The organism is Clostridium yunnanense, assembly GCF_016595795.1.
Lineage (GTDB): Bacteria > Bacillota > Clostridia > Clostridiales > Clostridiaceae > Clostridium_AR > Clostridium_AR yunnanense.
Genome location: NZ_JAENHN010000010.1, coordinates 322,590 through 337,470, shown reverse-complemented (window position 1 = coordinate 337,470; position 14,881 = coordinate 322,590). Strand labels below are relative to the sequence as shown.

At 31.6% G+C, this 14,881-nt stretch carries 13 protein-coding genes; 3 read left to right on the top strand and 10 right to left on the bottom strand.

Annotated features, from left to right (window positions below; genetic code table 11):
• Positions 1–83 precede the first annotated feature (83 nt).
• From JHL18_RS04695 to JHL18_RS04685, 3 genes are all read right to left on the bottom strand, one after another.
• Positions 84–950, bottom strand: coding sequence for an SDR family oxidoreductase (locus JHL18_RS04695; protein ID WP_200266614.1), 867 nt, complete (start codon positions 948–950; stop codon positions 84–86).
• A gap of 325 nt (positions 951–1,275) precedes the next feature.
• Positions 1,276–2,118, bottom strand: a complete 843-nt coding sequence (locus tag JHL18_RS04690) for a [formate-C-acetyltransferase]-activating enzyme (protein WP_200266612.1) — start codon at positions 2,116–2,118, stop codon at positions 1,276–1,278.
• Positions 2,119–2,129: 11 nt separating this feature from the next.
• A complete protein-coding gene (locus JHL18_RS04685) occupies positions 2,130–4,421 on the bottom strand; it encodes a formate C-acetyltransferase (RefSeq protein WP_200266610.1) in 2,292 nt (763 codons plus the stop codon).
• Positions 4,422–4,952: 531 nt separating this feature from the next.
• Here JHL18_RS04685 and JHL18_RS04680 point away from each other — a divergent pair.
• Both JHL18_RS04680 and JHL18_RS04675 read left to right on the top strand, forming a co-directional pair.
• Positions 4,953–5,378 carry a deoxycytidylate deaminase gene (locus tag JHL18_RS04680; protein ID WP_160677266.1) on the top strand — a complete coding sequence of 142 codons (426 nt, stop codon included), beginning with the start codon at positions 4,953–4,955 and terminating at the stop codon, positions 5,376–5,378.
• A 215-nt stretch (positions 5,379–5,593) separates the two neighbouring features.
• The gene (locus JHL18_RS04675; protein ID WP_200266608.1) at positions 5,594–6,259 is read left to right on the top strand and encodes a hypothetical protein; all 666 of its coding nucleotides are present in this window, start codon (positions 5,594–5,596) and stop codon (positions 6,257–6,259) included.
• 101 nt (positions 6,260–6,360) lie between these two features.
• Here the strand turns inward: JHL18_RS04675 and JHL18_RS04670 are convergent, their stop codons facing one another.
• Positions 6,361–6,696 (bottom strand): hypothetical protein, encoded by a 336-nt coding sequence (locus tag JHL18_RS04670; protein ID WP_200266606.1) that lies wholly within the window; start codon positions 6,694–6,696, stop codon positions 6,361–6,363.
• A 234-nt stretch (positions 6,697–6,930) separates the two neighbouring features.
• On the opposite strand from JHL18_RS04670, the gene JHL18_RS04665 reads away from it, so the two are divergent.
• Complete coding sequence (locus tag JHL18_RS04665; RefSeq protein ID WP_200266604.1) at positions 6,931–7,572, top strand: oxygen-binding di-iron domain-containing protein; 642 nt, start codon at positions 6,931–6,933, stop codon at positions 7,570–7,572.
• Positions 7,573–7,714: 142 nt separating this feature from the next.
• Here JHL18_RS04665 and JHL18_RS04660 read toward each other — a convergent pair whose 3' ends face one another.
• From JHL18_RS04660 to JHL18_RS04635, 6 genes are all read right to left on the bottom strand, one after another.
• Positions 7,715–8,419, bottom strand: coding sequence for a GDSL-type esterase/lipase family protein (locus JHL18_RS04660; protein ID WP_243277784.1), 705 nt, complete (start codon positions 8,417–8,419; stop codon positions 7,715–7,717).
• A gap of 439 nt (positions 8,420–8,858) precedes the next feature.
• Positions 8,859–9,680: a PTS mannose transporter subunit IID gene (gene manZ / locus JHL18_RS04655; protein ID WP_200266602.1), complete on the bottom strand. Its 822-nt coding sequence runs from the start codon at positions 9,678–9,680 to the stop codon at positions 8,859–8,861.
• A 12-nt stretch (positions 9,681–9,692) separates the two neighbouring features.
• Complete coding sequence (locus JHL18_RS04650; protein WP_200266600.1) at positions 9,693–10,463, bottom strand: PTS mannose/fructose/sorbose transporter subunit IIC; 771 nt, start codon at positions 10,461–10,463, stop codon at positions 9,693–9,695.
• Positions 10,464–10,485: 22 nt separating this feature from the next.
• Positions 10,486–10,977 (bottom strand): mannose/fructose/sorbose PTS transporter subunit IIB, encoded by a 492-nt coding sequence (locus tag JHL18_RS04645; RefSeq protein ID WP_200266598.1) that lies wholly within the window; start codon positions 10,975–10,977, stop codon positions 10,486–10,488.
• Position 10,978: 1 nt separating this feature from the next.
• Complete coding sequence (locus JHL18_RS04640) at positions 10,979–11,395, bottom strand: PTS sugar transporter subunit IIA (protein WP_200266596.1); 417 nt, start codon at positions 11,393–11,395, stop codon at positions 10,979–10,981.
• 583 nt (positions 11,396–11,978) lie between these two features.
• On the bottom strand, positions 11,979–14,744 hold the full coding sequence (locus JHL18_RS04635) for a sigma-54-dependent transcriptional regulator (RefSeq protein WP_200266594.1): 2,766 nt from the start codon (positions 14,742–14,744) through the stop codon (positions 11,979–11,981).
• Positions 14,745–14,881: the final 137 nt, after the last annotated feature.

Below are 14,881 nucleotides of genomic sequence, written 5' to 3'. Positions count from 1 at the left end.
TGCTATTTTATCTATTTTTTATTTTGTGAGGCTCATCAGGTATCAGGGTGAGGATACATAAATTTTAAACTTATAAACGCATCCTACAACTTAATCTTAAACTCATTCAAGCATCTAATAATGCCTTCTTCTGTGGTACCAAACTTTATCCCAAACTTAGCAAGCTTACTTGTATCTAATCTTACGTCTCTTGGATTATCACTATATTTTTCTGTATCTGCTTCAAGTAATTCATTAGTTCTATATTCAAGACCTAATTGTTTTATTATGAACTTAGCAACATCATATCTGCTTAAATTATTTACACTTCCTACATGGTAAGTATCGTAAGGAATCTCAAAGATCTTATCAAACTGTTCTATTAGTTCATAAACATAAGTCATTCCTCTGAATTCATTTGTTGGAGCTATTATCTTTTCTCCCTTCATTATAGCAGTCATTGTATCCCATAGGATATTTGACGCCATATTGAAGCCTCTTTGAGGAAGACCAAACTGCCATGTAAATCTTAATACCCAAACCTCATCAAGTATTTCTTTAATAAGCTTTTCAGCTTCAAGTTTATTTTCACCATAAACTGTGTTAGGTACTGGAGTGCTTTCTTCGTTGAAAGGTCCTCTATTATCATTTCCATTGAATACTTGCTCTGAGCTTATGAATACCATCTTAGCTCCTACTTCTTTGCAGGCTTTAGCTACATTTATAGCTCCTTGAACATTAATCTTATAAGCAAGTTCTGGATGCTTGTTGCAAAAATCAGTAACGGCAATAGCAGCAGCATGAATTACAAAGTCAGGCTTCATTTCCTTAAAAGCATTTACAACCTCTTCTTCATTAACTATATCTAAATCATCCTTATCTGTTACTATTACTTCATACTTTCCTTTATAAAAATCTGCTAGTCTTGTTCCAAAAAATCCGTTTCCACCTGTTAATAAAATCTTTTTCATTTCAATTCCTCCATTCACTCTCTTACTGTTTTAAGTTAATATAAATAGCTTTTATATTTATGCATTTTTTTTACTTACCTCTCACTTCAAAAATAAAGAAGCATTAACATATAATTCTCTTGAAAGCCCATTATACGCATAACTTTTTAACTATTTAAATTTTTAAAAAGGTAAATAGTTTTAATTTTAAATTTTTATATAGATATCTTTTTGTATATTTATAAATTTTATATTTTTAAATACTCAGGCTCTGTTTTAATTTAAGGCTTGAAGTAGTTTACTCTTTCATAAGTTATTAATTGTTTCGAAGCATACTTTTAAAGCTTTATCTTCCACCAATAAATACCCTAAGTCCTTCATGTTCCATCTTAAGCTTTATAGCATTTACCTCTTCCTCTGTTGGAGGTTTTATATTTAATAAGCTGTAGTCTTTACCTAAATATTCATACTTCTTGCTTCCGTATTGATGAAAGGGAAGTATATGAATCTCTTTTAGACCAAGCTCTTTTACAAAAGCTATGATTCCAGATATATTATCATAATCCATAGTATAACAAGGAATCAAAGGTATTCTCGGTATGACTTGATGTTTCTCTTTTACCAGTTCCCTCATATTATTTTTGATAATATTTATATCTGCTCCTAATATATCCTTTGCCTTTTCTTTATCCATTATCTTAAGATCAAATAGTATTAAATCCAAATATTTTGCTAGCTCTAAAAGTTTTTCAGTATCTCCCTGCCCCGAGGTTTCTATCGCTGTGTTAATTGAGAATTCCTTTAATCTTTTAAGTAGTGCTAATGCAAACTTTGTTTGTGCTAAAACTTCACCACCGGATAAAGTTACTCCACCTTCAGAAGTATCATAAAACACTATATCCTTTTTAACTTCATTAACTACTTCTTCTACTGTGTATTCCTTGCCTATATAGGCTAAGGCTGTAGTTGGGCATTTGTCTGGACTAATAGTACACTTAGCACAGCTGTCACTGCTACATTTTATACATAGATTAGGTTTCCTCATTATCTCTAATTTAAACTTCTGAGATTCAGGGTTTGAGCACCAAGGACATTTAAGAGGGCATCCTTTGAAGAATACAACAGTCCTTATTCCCCCACCATCATGCAAGCTGTACCTTTGTATATTAAAAATTATGGCTTTTTCCAAAGTAACCACTCCTATAATACATGCTCTGTTCTGTTGATGATGTCATTTTGAATTCCAGTATCAAGCTCTACGAAGATTGCACTATACCCAGCTACTCTAACTACTAAGTTTTGATATTTCTCTGGATGTTTTTGTGCAGCTTTTAAGGTATCTGCTGATACTACATTAAACTGAACATGTTGTATTTTTAATCTGCTAAAAGCCTGAATATATGCTACTAATTTTCTTAAGCCTTCTGTTCCTTCTAAAACTGCTGGTGAGAACTTGACATTTAATAAACTTCCATTTGAAGTAAGATAATTGTCAAGCTTACTTACACTCTTAAGACTTGCTGTAGGACCATTTTTATCTCTTCCTACCATTGGAGACAAGCCTCCATCTGCAAGCTGTTCTCTCGCCATTCTTCCGTCTGGAGTTGCGCCAACTGCTTCGCCTAGAGGAATATGTGCAGAAACTGTATAGGAACCAGGCTGGAACATTCCACCTCTGATATTTTCATACTTTTCTACCTCATCACAGTAGTAAGAAAGTATTTCTGAACCTAATAAATCAACTTCGTCCACATCATTACCATACTTAGAATATCTATTTATAACTCTTTGTCTTAGTATCTCGTTATTTTCCCAGTTGTTTTCAAGAATTGTCACAAGCTCATCTAAAGTCATTTCTTTATCTTCAAATATAAGTTTCTTTATTGTATACAAGGAATCACTTAAATTTGGCGCTCCAATCCCTTGAACTCCTGAGAAGTTGTAGATAGCTCCACCTTCAGTTATGTCTTTTCCACTTTCTAAGCATCCACAGATAAAGTTTGATAAGAATGGGGTAGGTGCACATTCTCTATGCGCTTTATCAACTATGTTAGAACCATCCACCATGTCCTTAACATATTTTGAGATGTTACTCTTAACTGCAGTCATCAAGTCTTCAAAACAATCAAAGCCTTTTCTATTTTCTTTTAGAGTAACTTCCATAGTTTTTAGAAGATTGAATAGTGCTATATCATGAAGTCCATAGGTCTTCTTAGGAATAGAAAGCTCAACACAACCTACTACTGCATAGTCTCTAGCATCCTTTAAACTTACTCCTCTGTTTACATAAGCTAATATATTTGCTTCATCATTAAATACCTGTGGCATTCCAGTACCGATTCTTATAGCTTCTGCAGACTTCATTAGAAAATCCCTTGGAGATTTTTCTCCCACACGGATACTTAGGTTTGGCTGAGGCAGTCTTATATCACCCATTATCTCAAGCATAAGATGAGATAATTCATTAGTTACATCAACACCTTTTTCATCTAACCCTCCTAAAACTATGGTATATCCTATAGGGAACCCTGCAAAATATCTTGCACTTTCTGTACTTCTTAACGCAACTATTGTATTGAATTTTATATAAAGAGCTCTTAGAATTTCTTTTAAGAATTCCTTATCTTCTCCATTCTCTAAGGACTTTTTATAATATGGATACATATATTGATCAAATCTTCCTGGAGAAATTGAGCTTGCATTTGATTCATGTTGGAATACTACACTTATAAACCAAAATAATTGAACTGCTTCGTAAAAGTTATCTGGTTTTTCAAAAGCTACTTTTCTTGATATTCTTGCTATCTCGTTAAGTTCTTTTTTTCTTTCTATATCTTGTTCTTTCTTAGCCATGTTTTCAGCAAGTTCAGCATGACGCATTATATAATCAATAGTTGAACTTAGAGCTATAAAGGATGCTTTATAGAAGTTATTCTCAGTATACTTTTGCACCTTATCTTCTATCTGTCTAATCATATATCCTAAGCCTTTTTCCAAAACAACTTCGTAGTCAGGTATGATATGTCCTTGACCTTTATCTGTTTGGTTCAGTGCTACTATCTTAGTTTTTGTAGTTTCTTTTATATTTTCCTGAATAGTTTCTTCGCAGTAATCCTTTAAGGACTTGCCTTTCCAATATGGGTAAAGCTCGTTTTTGAAATATTCCTTATCTTCTTCACTAATTTCAAATTTATCTTGAGCTCTTGTAGGAAACTCCTCAAGCTCTTCTAAAATCCAGTATGGTGACATCTCAGGGGATATAACTCCTGCTCTTGGTTTCACAGTTCTATCTCCAACAATAAGCTCACCTTTTTTTATCTCAATCTCTACCTTATTTAATATATTGGATAAAGCTTTAGCTCTTCTAATAACCACTGGTAGACCCTCAGTAGCTTTGAAGCTTTCTGTATAAAGCTTAGCTCTTTCCAAGGAAACTTGTCTCTTTTCTCTAAAAAGCTCATCTTTTAAAAACTGAATTCTATCACTAAGCATTTTTACCCTCCCTTAAAATATTATTAACTCTTATTATTTCATCTTCTTTGTTATCATTTATTATTGTTTGATATCATTATATATCATTTCACACTCATATTCAATAACAAACAGTACCATTTTTTCTTAATTATCTATTTTTCTTTATTGTTTTATAGTTTTTAGCCCTAATTGTAATTATTCCAAAGTAGATTAATATACATTTTTAACTACACCTCCTAAACTATAAAGCTTTATAAATCCTTTATAACTAATGTTATTGTTTCACTAGTTTCATATATTTATATTTGATTAGAAATAAAAAGCTATCCAGTCCAAAATTTCTTTTACAATAGAAATAACATCAAGATATTATTATGTAAAATCTTCATTATTAAATGAATTATAAATTATGTTACAATATATAGATGTACCAGTTCGTAATGGAATTTATTATTTTTAAATTCTCTCACCAGAACCCGTGAGAGTTTTAAAAATAGATTTCGGTTCGAACTGATACATCTTTAAGAAAAACAATGGAGGTGTAGTTTTTTGGAAGAGAGACAGTCTTGGGATAATTATTTTATGGATATTGCAGAGAAAGTAGCTACTCGCTCTACTTGTGATAGGGCTAATGTAGGCTGTGTTATAGTTAATAAAGATAAACGTATTTGCTCTACAGGGTATAATGCCTCTTTATCAGGACACCCTCATTGCAATGATGTAGGTCATACTATGCGAGACGGCCATTGTATAGCAACAGTACATGCTGAAGTAAATGCTATAACTTATTGTGCTAAAGAAGGTATTGCATTAAAAGATTGTGTAGCTTATGTAACACATTTTCCATGCTTAAACTGTTCATTCGCATTGGCGGCTTCTGGAATCAAAAAAATTTATTATAGGAATGCTTATCGTATGGATGAATATTCCTTAGAGATATTTAAAAGAAGTGGAATTGAACTTGAGCAAGTATAAAACAATAGTGCTATTAAATCACTGTGTTGAAATTAATTGGTTAATCATCCGACGCTTAAATGAGCTTACGCAAAGAAATAATAAATAAATGTTATTCATAGAAAACGATACATTTGTATAATAATTGGGAATAATAAAAAATAATAGAGTATTTTTGGATTGCAATAGTATCATTTTGCAATAAGGAGTGCTATACTTGTTGTCGTACCAAGAAAATGAAAGAGGTGTTTCTTATAAATACAAATTATAAAACTTTTAACAATGAATATGAAATTAATGGTGAAGTTGCTATCATCTCAATATTGAAGAAGAACGGTGAAAAGCTTTCAGCTAAAATAGATGCTTCTGATGTAGATAAGGTTAAAGAATGCGGTGTATGGTTTGCTGAATGGAATAAAGAATTTAATGATTACATAGTTGAAAACATAAGTTCAACAAAAAAGAACAAACAAGGTAAGCCACTTAAGCAAAGCTTACAAAGCGTTGTTCTAGATGTTAATCCTAAGGCTCCAATAAAACATAAAAATGGTGATACTTTAGATAACACAAAAGCTAATCTTGAGATAGTTGAAAGAAATACTAAAAATGAATTCGAAATAGTAGATGAAGATACTGCTGCTATACTATTAACAGATAAGTATGGAAAAGTTATATCAAAAGCTCTTATATCTAGAGATGACATAGGTACAGTTGTAACTGATGCTTATAGCTGGGTATTATATAAGGTTGCTAATGATATTTCAGTTATTGCAAACACTCCAGAAGGAAGAGTTCATTTAGACAAACTAATAATGAATCCTGCTGAAGGTGAAAAGGTTCATCACATCAACTTAAATCCTTTAGATAATAGAAGAAAAAACTTAGAGAATACAAAAGCTTAATATAAAAAAATTTTATAATTGCCTAGACAGTAAAAAAGGCTGTAGAGAAATTAAACTCTACAGCCTTTTTGTACATAATGTGGCTTCATAACTACAATTTCTTATAGTTTCTTCAATAGATTATCCGCCACTTCTTGCGGAACTAATACCTGCTCTAAGCTTATCTTATTAGGATTAGTAGTAAGAGGATAATCCTTGATCCAGTAGTTGCCACTAATGCATTTACCTACAACTATTGGCTCATCAGGTTTTTCATCATAGACTTCTTCTAAATCTTCATACTTAGTTAATACAACAATTCTTCTGCAAGGCTCATCAAATTCATCATATATATTAAAGAAGCTATTATATGTATCAAAACTTTTAACCGAGGTAACTATCCTTAAATGTAATCCTGACTTTTTAGCTAATTCTACTACATTTATACTATTATTCATTTAATCAATCCTTTTCTATCTACTCTCTCACTATTTTAGCACATACTTTAGAATTCATTAATCATATTTTATTTCGAACTGGTTTATCTTTAAATATTTAGTATGCTATAATTATTACTAAAATTTATATTATCTATTAAATTAATACTTATCAAATAAGTCTAAGTATTATTATGCATAGGTTTTTAGGCAAAGTGGAAATTCTAAGTAAAGCAATTTTAAGGAGGGTTTAATATGGAAGTTACTCAAGTTTTAGAAAATGTATATAAAATTAATCATGGTATACCTAATGTACCGATAAATTTTAATCAATACTTAGTTGTAGGCAAAAAATCTTTACTTGTTCACACAGGTAATTATATAATGGCTAAATCACTAGTTCCAAAGTTAAAGGAACTTTTAGATGGTGGTTCACTAGACTATATTTTTGTATCTCACTTTGAAAGTGATGAATGTGGTGGAATAAATGTAATTACAGAAGCTTTTCCTGAAGCAGAAGTTATCTGTTCAAGTACCACAGATATGCAGTTTAAAGGATTTAATCTAAATGCAAAGACTTTAGTTAAAAAGCCTGAAGAATTTCTTGAAACCGAAAGCTTATCATTAAAGTTTATTAAGTATCCATCTGAGATGCATTTATGGGAGGGGATTTTAGCTGTAGATACAAAAAGAAAACTGCTATTTAGCAGCGACTTATTTATCCATTGGGATACAATGAAAGAGGTAGAAATCACTTCAGATATTAAAACTGAAATAAACAATATAACCTTACAGCAAATACCATCACCAGAAGCTTTAGAATTTATTAAAGATACACTTTTAGCTTTAGACATTAAATACATAGCCTGTGGTCATGGCCCATTTATAAATCTGTAAGCTAAACATAAAAATTACATACTTTAATATGAAGTAAAAAATGACGTGCAGATAGTAACTATAAGCACGTCATTTCTATTTACTTGTAATAAAACTGCTAGTATTCCTCACATAAAATGCATTTTAATCTTAAGTTACTATCTTACAAATACTGTTTCATATTTTGCAAAATAACCTCATACGCATTAGCCCACATATGAAGCCCTTCTATAGCAAACTCTTCTTTAAGATTTCCTTCTTCATCTGTTAAACCTTCATTTACATTAATAAACTCATAGTTATGTTTCTCAGCTAATTCTTTAACTGCCTCATTTGCTTCTAAAATAGCAGTATTTGTTCTATACTTAAACATCATTTCCTTTTGTTCCTTACCTACTCCTGGAAAATCAGCTTTAGCATTTATAGGATAATAACCCATTACGTAAACCTTACAGCTCGGTAATCTCTCTCCAATTAAAGTTAGTATCTGATCATAATTAGCAATTAGCTTCTCTTTCTTATAGTCTTCTAAACTTATATCATTAGTACCTATATTAATAAATATTTTTGAGGGTTCTAACTGAAAAACACACTCTTCCATAGAGTTTAACAGTTCAGTTGTAACATATGCACCAATCCCTCTATTATAAATAATATAGTTTTTATCTAAGGTTTGCTGCAATTCATTTATTGGAAATTGTTCCATTAATGAAGATCCTACAAATAGGATTTGTCCTTTTTTTGCGCATTTATTTAGATGTTTAAATCTCTTTAATTTAGTTTTCTTTTCATCATTCATAAAACCTGTAAACACATGATCTATAGCTATTTTCACTTCTGGCATTTGCATAATTTCTTTTAATTCCATTTCTCTCTCTCCCATTCTTATACCTATATAATTTCACTAATCGCTTCATGAAGAACCTTTAATATGGCTATTATAAATTGTAATTGCTTAGATTTTATTTCATATTAATATTTCACTCGATTTGCTTCACGAAGCATTCCATATACTGTAATTATATACCTGTTATTTAGGTTTCAAAATATATATCAGAGAATATTGTAGTTTCTTACAAAACAGTAAAAAGCCAAGTTTTCTAAATCCCTGTAGAAAACTTGGCTTTTTGATTGTGCATCTAAGAAAACATTTTCATCTTTTCCCTAAAAAACTTCTTTCTTAGATAATCGTTAATAAATAATACTGAAACTGTGGGGTTTCTATCTGAGGATATTATATTAATTATTGTACAGCCTATAAAATCTATTATAAAACTGTACTATAATTTAGCTGATTAATTTACCCTTTACTTCAATACTCCTAAAGCATATCCTATGATACCTACTGCAAATAACCCGAATATTATAAGCATTGGATTTACTTTCTTCTTTAATAACTTCATGCATCCAAAAGTTAATAATAGTGGAAGCATTCCAGGTAATAATTGATCTAATATACTTTGAACTGTTGTTGTTACAGTCTTTCCGTCTTGACCTTGATACTGAGAAAGTACTAAAGGAACATTTATACTAGTCCACTTAGAAACAAGAGCTCCCATTACGAATAGACCAAGGATTGATGCGCCAACTGTTAACTTCTTTAATCTGTTGCCAGCCATATCTGAAACTATTTCTGTTCCTTTTTGATATCCATATTTTAATCCGTACCATTTTGTTGCAAGTCTTAAAGCATTGAAAATAACAAAGAATAATAACGGTCCAAGTATACTTCCGCTTAAAGCTATGGATGCTCCTAGTGCTGCAGTTACTGGTCTTAGTGTACCCCAGAATACAGGATCTCCAACTCCAGCTAGTGGTCCCATAAGTCCAACCTTAACACCACTGATTGATGCATCATCAATAGGAGCTCCATTAGCTTTTTGCTCTTCCATTGCAGCAGTTACTCCCATTATAGGTGCAGATATAAAGGGTTGAGTATTAAAGAATTCTAAGTGTCTCTTTAAAGCTGCTCTTTGATCTTCTTTTTTGTCATATAATTTCTTTATAGCTGGAATCATAGTTACACAGAATCCTACTGATTGCATTCTTTCAAAGTTAAAGGATCCAAGCAAGAACCATGAACGTACAAACATGCTTGTAATGTCTTTTTTACTTAATTTCTTTTCCATTTATTCTTCCTCCTATAGCTCGTCTAGTTCATCAACCAATTGTGGTTTCTGATTGAATTTTGGATCTAATTGGACATAAATTATAGCAAGAACCGCTCCCATTATACCGAAACCTACTAAGTTGATGCCTAAGAAAGCTGCTATTACAAAACCTAATAAGAAGAAAGGCATTAAGTATTTTGCTTCCATCATATTGATAACCATTGCGTAACCAACTACAACTATGAAGCCACCAGAAATTTGTAGACCTCTTGTTACAACCTCTGGAATTGCTGCAAGCATGCTGTTTACAATGCTAGTTCCAGCTACTGCTGCTACTAATGCTGCTGGTATAGCTACACGAACCCCTTGTAATAATAGTGCTACGAAGTGACATAATTCAATTCCTCTAAAGTTAGCTTCATCTGCATATTTATCTGCAGCATGTTGGAAAAATACTGTTATTGTTCTAACAAATATAGTAAGAACTTGACCTGCAGCAGCTATTGGAATTGCTACTGCGATACCAGCTCCTATTGATTGTTTTCCTACGATTACTAGTATTGACGCAATAACGCTAGCTAAAGCTGCATCTGGAGCCATGGCTGCTCCAACGTTCATCCATCCAAGTGCCATCATTTCAAGAGTACCACCTAATATAATTCCTGTTTTTAAATCCCCTAAAACTAAACCAATTAAAGTACATGCGATTAATGGTCTATGAGTTTGTCCTTCATCAAGAACACTTCCCATACCACAAATAGCCGCAACAAGTACAACTAATATAATTTGAACACTATTCATTTTTATTTCCCCCTAAAATTTACTATAATAACCCATTTGCTTTTAATTTACTGATTAAGTCTACCTTAGGATTGCTTGCTAATTGTCTTACTTCAAGCTCGATTCCTTTTTCGTGTAATTTCTTAAAAGCATCCACATCTTTTTTATCCACAGATACTGCACCTGTAACTTGAGTTTTCCCCTCCTTATAACACATTCCTCCAACGTTTACAGATTTGATATCAACACCTCCTTCAATCATTCTTAAAACATCCGTTGGATTAGTAAATAAGAACATTGTCTTAAAATCGTTGTATTTAGGATTTTTATATGCTTCAATTGCCTTATCAATAGGCAAAACATATGCTTTTACATCTGCTGGTGCTACTTGCAGCAATAATGTTTTTCTTAGTACATCTTTTGCAACCTCATCACTGCAAGCAATGATCTTATTGCACTTTGATTCCTTTACCCATACTGTAGCTACTTGTCCATGTATCAGTCTGTCGTCTATTCTTACAAAATTAATATTCATATTATAGTTCCTCCACTATTTCACAAAAATTTGATTTAAATGATTTTATTCCTGTATTTCCTGCTTCTTCAGCAATCTTCACTAGTTCTTCAACGCTTATAGAATCTCTAAGCGCAAAAACCTCTAAAAGCATAGGAAGATTCACACCTGTGACTATATCTGCTTTATCCTTATTTACTACAACTCTGCTTGCTGCATTGTAAGGACTTCCCCCAAAAAGATCTACCATTACTAGAAGTCCATCTTCGCAATCTAATTCTTCAATAGCTTTTTCATACTTTGCCACAAGATCTTCTGAACCTTCCCCTGGATTAAAGGTTATGTATTTCAAATTATCCTGCTTGCCAAATATCATTTCAGAAGAATTAACTATTTCTCTAGAAAACTCTCCATGTGTACTAACTATTACTGCTACCATTACATTCACCCCCGGCTTTATCTTCACGTTTATATTAATAGCAATTGTTATGCCAAAGTTTTGTATAAGGACTTCTTTATCTTCATCTAAGTAATAATGTGCATATATTCAGCTCTCTGAGCTATAAATCATCTACTAAAATTAGTTCTATATATTTTTCATGTACAAGATATTTTTGTTTTTGATACTGCCACCATTAAATTGATATTTACTCTATATTTTTGATACAAAGCAAATATCATTTGATACAAGTTGATTATTTGTGCTCATTTTTTGATACATCTAAATTTCTTTCACTGATTTAATCTTAAATTTCTATATTTCTTACACAAAATTGTGATTTTGAAGATAATTTCACACAAAAAACCTGCTAGACAGAACTAATTAAGTTCATGTCTAGCAGGTTTTTTATTTATGCTATATTTAAGAATACTGTAAATTAATTTGGTTATACAGTAGATGCTATATGAGCTAGCTATTAGAATTAAATGATTTTTAGCTATATGCTCGAAAAAGTCATATTAATTCTTTGCGCATGCTCATTAAAGCGTCAGATGATTAACCAATTAATTTCATAGGAGTCCTATAATAGCATCTCACAAATAAAATACTTTTCATCCTCAGTAAGTTGCAGCTTTAGATATCTTTTAAATATCTCGCAACTGCTGTTTACAGCCTCTACTATATTTGGATTTAAGGATTCTTTATCATCTGTATATTTTAGTCCTTCGTTAGTTATCATTCTTTCTAGTGCAATAGCAACGTGACTGATAATGCTTATTTTAGTATTGTTGTTTATCTCTGCATTTAAGTTTTCTTCTAGCGTTCCTATAAACTCCATTAAGGTACCGATTATCTTTTTTGGATTTAGATAAGTAAGAAATTCTTCTAAACTATTTTCGCAGATATCCTTTATCACAACATCCTTATTATTATTAATTACCGAAAGATTGTTGTTATTTAAAAGTTCCCTTAACATGCTTTCCCCATTGCCATCTATTAGCTTTTCTAAAGATATAAATGGCAACTGTTCTTTTGGCTTCTTTACTCCTATAACTGCTACTATTGTGTGTTGTTTTTGCAGCTCTTTAATCTTTTTATCTAAATCTCTTATACCAATAGGTATGATTTTCATATTTTCACCAGTCAAGTTTAGTACTACTTTTTCTACTATTTCTTTAAGTTTTTCAGCAGTGCCTTTTCCTGAACTACACACAGTTACAATAACCTTATCCTCTAAATAAACTTTCTCATTGGAGTAGTCATTATAGCCTTTGAAGTCTTTTAAAGAATTATATATATCGATTAGATCCATGTCTAAAATGCTTGATTTTCTTACAGCTTCTAATATTAATGGAGTTGATACCATATCGATGCTTTTGACTTGAATCCCTGTTCTTTCTGTTATTGTTGTATCAAACTTAACCAGGGATCCCATATCTACTAGAAGCAATACCCCTCTTCCGTTGTCCATTTCTTTAACCCTATCTATTACTACTTCTAAGATTTTCTTTGGGCTTACATCAAGTGGCATATCCACTGCACTTATATTAGAATTTCCAAGTAGTCCTTTTACCACGTTCACCATGCTGCTAGCTGTAGAATTTCCGTGTGCAGCTACTATGATTCCTACATCACCTTTACTTTCTTCCTCTGTAGATTTTAATAAGATTGCTATATAGGTCACTTCTACTTCTGGTACATATAAATTAAACTTTTCACTTATCATTTCTTTTATTCTTAGTGCAACTTCATACTCTATATCGTGTATGCTTACGGTATTATATTTTTTTCTGCTATAATTCTTTTTTTCTTTTACTCGTTTAAAGAATGCACTCATGTGTAGGCTTAATGCATAGGTAAATCTATCACTATATTTCCTTCCTAATTCTTTTTCAGCAATAAATTTTACTTCCTCTGCAAATTCCAATACTTCTTTATCTACAATCTTAAGTATTCTATCTTTACTTTCATTATTTTTAGTAAATTTGTTATAAAAACTTTTGATATGGATGTTTACATCTGTAGTTATAAATTTGTTTATATAATCATCGTCTACCCCTTCTTCCTTTAATAAAGAAAGTTTGTCTTCAATGAGCTTATACAAGTTAAAAGGTGGCTCATAGGAATCTCCAGAGTCCACCACTCCTTTATACCCATCTGGACTTATGAAAATTGGCGCATCTACTATTGTATCTAAGTGCTGAAATTCCCTTCTATCTCTTACTATTTCAAAGAATCCATCCTTTATATTTGGAGTAAGTGTTTTGAAATCCAATTCTATATATTCTTTCTCATCATTAATACACTCTAAAAAACCCTTTGCACAGGTAAGTTGAATATTTGATTTTAATTGACCTATATTTCCATAAGTCGCACTGCCAATTAAGGCTTTTACAACTTCAACAGATGCTTTTATAGGTTTATTTACTCTGTGAGCTTCATTTAGAAGCAAATACTTTATTATCTGAACCTTTTCTTCATTATCTCTCTCTTGTAATGAAGGAATAGTTATCGTAATAGGTATTCTTCTCATAAAGGTTTTAAGCATATATGAATCTGACTCTTCTGTTGTGGCACTTACAATTAGCACATTAGATTTTCTATTTCTTTCTGTTTCACCAAGTTTTCCATACTCACCAGTATCCATAAAGTAAAATATCATTTCCTGTCCTTCTGGTGGAAGTCTATGTATCTCATCTAGAAATAGAATGCCTCCATTGGCTTTTTCCACTAGCCCCTGCTTTTCAGTATCTGCACCAGTATACGCTCCTTTTATATGTCCAAAAATATGATCTAATAGTAATTGAGAATTATTATAATAATCTGCACAGTTAAACACTACAAAAGGAGATTTGTCTGAGAACTTTCCAACAAACTTTCCGTAGTTATACATTATCTTCGCAAATAAAGTTTTTCCTACGCCGGTTGGTCCAACTATCAATGTATTTAATCCCGATGGTGGATATAAGATTGCCGCCTTTGCTTGCTCTATTTGGTTTCTTAAGCTTCTTTCTGAGCCTATCAACAATTTAAAGGGGTCTTTTTCAGTATTGTGACAAACTAACTCTTTTATGTTCCTTACCTCTACAACAGAGGCAGATGAATCAATGTTCAAAACTTCTTCTACAATTGCTCTATGAATAAACCTAACTGGCCTTTCCTTTATCTTAATAATCTTACCTATTCTTAATAGCTCGTTTAACTCTCTACTCACATTATTTCTTAACATATTCAGTTCTTCTGCAATCTGTACTGAAGTAAAGCCAACATCATCTAATATATCTTCCTTAGAAAGCTTTTTTGTATGTTCTTCTAGGTAACAATAAATCTTATCTATTTTCTTCATCTTGTCCCCCCTTATAGGCTTTCTAATTAAAGGGTTTCTTTATAGAAACGCCTTAAATTCCCTTAAATAATGTGTATGAAGTTTTTTCATACAAGAATCCTATACTTAACAACAAGCAAATACCATGCCAACTTATG

Coding starts and splice junctions, on each gene's coding strand:
- JHL18_RS04695 (WP_200266614.1), bottom strand. CDS start 950: ATGAAAAAGATTTTATTAACAGGTGGAAACGGATTTTTTGGAACAAGA.
- JHL18_RS04685 (WP_200266610.1), bottom strand. CDS start 4,421: ATGCTTAGTGATAGAATTCAGTTTTTAAAAGATGAGCTTTTTAGAGAA.
- JHL18_RS04675 (WP_200266608.1), top strand. CDS start 5,594: ATGAAAGAGGTGTTTCTTATAAATACAAATTATAAAACTTTTAACAAT.
- JHL18_RS04670 (WP_200266606.1), bottom strand. CDS start 6,696: ATGAATAATAGTATAAATGTAGTAGAATTAGCTAAAAAGTCAGGATTA.
- JHL18_RS04665 (WP_200266604.1), top strand. CDS start 6,931: ATGGAAGTTACTCAAGTTTTAGAAAATGTATATAAAATTAATCATGGT.
- JHL18_RS04660 (WP_243277784.1), bottom strand. CDS start 8,419: ATGGAATTAAAAGAAATTATGCAAATGCCAGAAGTGAAAATAGCTATA.
- manZ (WP_200266602.1), bottom strand. CDS start 9,680: ATGGAAAAGAAATTAAGTAAAAAAGACATTACAAGCATGTTTGTACGT.
- JHL18_RS04650 (WP_200266600.1), bottom strand. CDS start 10,463: ATGAATAGTGTTCAAATTATATTAGTTGTACTTGTTGCGGCTATTTGT.
- JHL18_RS04645 (WP_200266598.1), bottom strand. CDS start 10,977: ATGAATATTAATTTTGTAAGAATAGACGACAGACTGATACATGGACAA.
- JHL18_RS04640 (WP_200266596.1), bottom strand. CDS start 11,395: ATGGTAGCAGTAATAGTTAGTACACATGGAGAGTTTTCTAGAGAAATA.
- JHL18_RS04635 (WP_200266594.1), bottom strand. CDS start 14,744: ATGAAGAAAATAGATAAGATTTATTGTTACCTAGAAGAACATACAAAA.